General features: G+C 72.7%; 3 protein-coding genes. All 3 read left to right on the top strand.

Translation table 11 applies throughout. The features are described from left to right. On the top strand, positions 1-1,078 hold a 1,078-nt coding region (locus ACFU7Y_RS41830), incomplete at its 5' end, for a DUF4192 family protein (protein ID WP_380771650.1). A gap of 199 nt (positions 1,079-1,277) precedes the next feature. Continuing rightward, positions 1,278-2,324, top strand: a complete 1,047-nt coding sequence (locus ACFU7Y_RS41825) for a DUF4192 domain-containing protein (RefSeq protein ID WP_224273391.1) — start codon at positions 1,278-1,280, stop codon at positions 2,322-2,324. 74 nt (positions 2,325-2,398) lie between these two features. Continuing rightward, entirely contained in the window at positions 2,399-3,499 is a 1,101-nt protein-coding gene (locus ACFU7Y_RS41820; RefSeq protein WP_224273393.1) for a DUF4192 domain-containing protein, read from the top strand. The last annotated feature ends 16 nt before the right edge of the window (positions 3,500-3,515 follow it).

Below are 3,515 nucleotides of genomic sequence, written 5' to 3'. Positions count from 1 at the left end.
GGCCTGCGGGCCCCCGGCCGACCGCCAGCCGCTCCATGTCACCCCGGCCGCGCCGCCCGCCGGCGCGGCCCCATCCCTGGAACGAGGACCCGCCATGTCCGACAGCAACAACACCCCCTTCGTCCTCGAGACGGCCGACCTGGCCGACTTCGTGGCCGGTGCGCTCGGGCGCGAACCGGCCGGGCAGATCGCCGTCGCCGAGCTCGGCGAGCCCCTGCGGATATACCTCGCGGACATCCCGGAGGAGCGGTACCGCTCGGTGTCCTTCGCCCGGGCGTTCATCGGCGACATCGCCGGGATGCCGGCCACCAGCCGCGGGCAGCGCGACGTCGCGCTGCTCATCTACGCCCGCGACGGCCACGGCGTCGAGGACGTCGACTCCTACAACGCCCTGTGGCTCAAGCTCAAGGTCGTGTGTGAGCGGTACGGCCTGACCGTCGTCGAGAGCCAGTTCATCACCCCCACCCGCTGGTGGCCCATGCCGTCCATCGGCGACTCCGGTCCGGGAAGGCCGCGCGCCGCCGAGCGGCCGACGGCCGACGGGGGCCCCGCGGTCGGGGCGGAGGATGCCGCAGACGTGGTGGCCGACGCCGTGCGTGCCTTCGCACGCGAGCTGGAAGCCGGCCACGAGGCCGCCAAGCGGAGCCTCAAGCCGCTGCTCGCCGCCGTGCTGACCGGTCGCCGCGACGTCGAGGACCTGACCGATGAGGAGGCGGCGCGCCTGCTCATCGCGGTCCAGAACGGGGACATCCTGCACACGGCCTCGACGTACTGCGAACCCGAGGAGGTGAAGAGGGCGGCGCCGCTGTGGTCGCGCGTCGCCCGCCTGTGCGTCGACCCCTATCGCCGCATGGCTGCCGCGCCGCTCACCCTGCTGGGCATCGCGCTGCTGCTCGACGGCGACGTGCCGGCGGCCGGAGGCGCGGCACTCCTCGCGCTGGAGGTCAAGCCGGAGGACGAGGAGGCGCAGGTGCTGCTGGGGCTGGTCTCCCGGGCCGAGCTTGAGCAGGTCATCCGCGTGCCGGTCAGCGCGGCGGAGGCGCTGAGGGCCGCCCTTCGCGAGGACCGCGAGGAGTAGCCGGGGGCTGCGGGTGGCGCCGGGTGTCCGTCCCTGCGGGGGCGGGCACCCGGGCCCGGCTCCGACTGCGCCCCAAACCGGGGGAGTTGGGGTGTGCCCAACCGGCACGCCCTCAAATAGACTGAGGTCAAGAAAGAAGACGGAAGTCCTTCTGTTGCCACTCCGGACCGCGAATCCGGACCAACCCTGATAGGGACCCATGACCGACAAGCTGCTCCTGCTGAACGGCCCCGAGGGCCTCGTTCACTTGCTGCCGTTCCTCTTCGACTACCACCCCGAGGACAGTGTGGTTCTGGCCGGCATCACCCCGGCCGGTGTACCGCTCGGGTTCGTCCGAACCGGACTGCCCGCTGACCCCGCCCACTGGCCGTCCCTGGCCGAAGAACTGCTCGCCCACCAGCGGGACGAGGCCGCGTCGTTCGAGTTCCCGATCCCCCGGATCGTCGCCTACATCTGCCCCGACCCGGACGACCCCGACTACGGGCAGCAGTCCCGCCTCACCCACCAGCCCATCGCCGACCACCTGCGCGACGCCTGCCGCCGCCAGGGGCTGGTCCTGAGCGAAGCCGTGTACGTGACCCGCACCCGCTACTGGCCGATGCTGGCGGCCGGTCCCAGCGACGGGCACCCCATCCCCGAGCCGCCCGCAGAGCTCGACTCGACGGGCCTGCCGCGCAGCAGCGACGTCCTGAAGTCCCTTGCCCCTGTCACCGGGGCGCGGGCCGCCGCCATGGCCACCACCCTCGACACCGCCGTCCGCGCCATGCACGCCGAGATCCGCTCCGGCGGGCACCAGAGCGTCGTGGACGGCGCGATCAACCTGGTGACCACCACCATCGCCGAACTGGTCGCCGGGGTCCGGAAGGCCACGGACACCCCTGACGACCTCGCGGCCCGACTGCTGCTCGCCCTCCAGTACGACGACGTGCGCAACACCGGGCTCGTGCACTGCGAGGACCACGAGCTGACGGCCGCGAACGAGCTGTGGCTCGCCCTGGCCCACCGCTGCCCCGCCGCCTACGCCGACCACGCGGCCGTGCCGCTCGCCCTCCACGCGTTCATGGCGTGGGCGCTCGGCGACGACGCCAGGTCCCGGCTCGCCCTTCAGGCCGCCGAGACGTGCCTCCCGGACCAGGGCCTGACCCGCCTCCTCCTCGGCATGTTCAACGACGGAGCAGCCTTCGGGCACGTACGCGAGTACCTGCGCGAGCACCGTGCCGCCTGGGGCATCCCCGTCGCGGGCTGACCCGCTCCCGGCAGGGGCCGCGAGTCGAGCGGCCCCTGCCCTACCCCCCAACGACCACGAGCGGAGAGATCCCCTTGAACATCAACTCGGTGCCCGCCTTCGACGTCCGCAGCCCCGCCCAAGCCGTCGAGGCACTGCCCTACCTCCTGAGCTTCCGGCCCGACGGCCCCGACGGCATGGTGTTCGTCCTCGCCCACGACACCCTGCACAACCGCCCGCTGTTCAGCCAGAAGTTCGAGCTGCCCGGCGGCGAGGACAACCCGAACGAGGCCGCGCACCACATGATGCACAGCACGCTGCACCGCCTGGAGAAGTTCGCCACCGGTCCGGCCGCCATCCTGGTGTACCTGTGCGCGCGCCAGCAGGACACGGGCGACGGCTACGCCGCGATGACCCGGCACCGGGCGGTGGCGGACGCACTCCTGCTGTCCGCCGAGACCCACGGCATCGACACCCTCGCCGCCATGTTCGTCACCCCCACCCACTGGTGGGTGTACCACCACGACAACCCCAACTTTCGGCACGAGGGCATGCCCGTCGACGGTCCGGACAACCCGGGCGTGGTCACCATGAACGCCCGCGCCGTCGGCATCCCCACGCCGCCCAGCCAAGCCGCGATCTCTGCCGCCTTCGAACCCGTCACAGGGGAGGAAGCGGAGGCCCAGCGCGCCGCGATCCTGCACGCCGTCGGGGAGCGGGCCGACCGCGTGCACGCCAGCAGCTTCGACACCGAGACCGAACGGATCACGGCGATCCTCGACCGGCTGCTGCTCGGCGGCGGCGACGGCACCCCCCTGGAAAGCCTCACCCCGGGCGAGACGGCAGAGCTGATCGTCGGGCTGCGGCACCGGCCCCTGCGGGACATCGCGATCGGATACATCGAACCGGACGAGCTCGCTCGCGCCCGGGAGCTGTGGGCGCTGCTGGCCCGCCGGTGCGCCAGCGCCACCACGACGTTCGTCGCCGCCCCCCTGACCCTCGCCGCGTTCACCGCCGCCGTGGCCGGGGAGTTCCCGGCCGCACTCGTCGCCCTCGAACGGGCGCGTGCCGCCGACCCGCGCTACCTTCTGGCCCAGCTGCTGATGGAGCAGATCGTGATGGCGGGCTCCGTGGACCAGATAGCCGACTCAATCCGGCAGGAGCGCGAAGAGCGCCTTCGCGGCCGCGACAGCTGACCGCCCGGCCGGGGCG

This window comes from Kitasatospora sp. NPDC057542 (genome assembly GCF_042801945.1).
Classification (GTDB): Bacteria; Actinomycetota; Actinomycetes; order Streptomycetales; family Streptomycetaceae; genus Kitasatospora.
The sequence above is the reverse complement of the archived record's forward strand: the minus strand, read 5'-3'. Positions and strand labels throughout refer to the sequence as shown.

Bases quoted from the DNA above. Each gene is read 5' to 3' on its own strand.
- ACFU7Y_RS41825 (WP_224273391.1), top strand. From the start codon at position 1,278: ATGACCGACAAGCTGCTCCTGCTGAACGGCCCCGAGGGCCTCGTTCAC.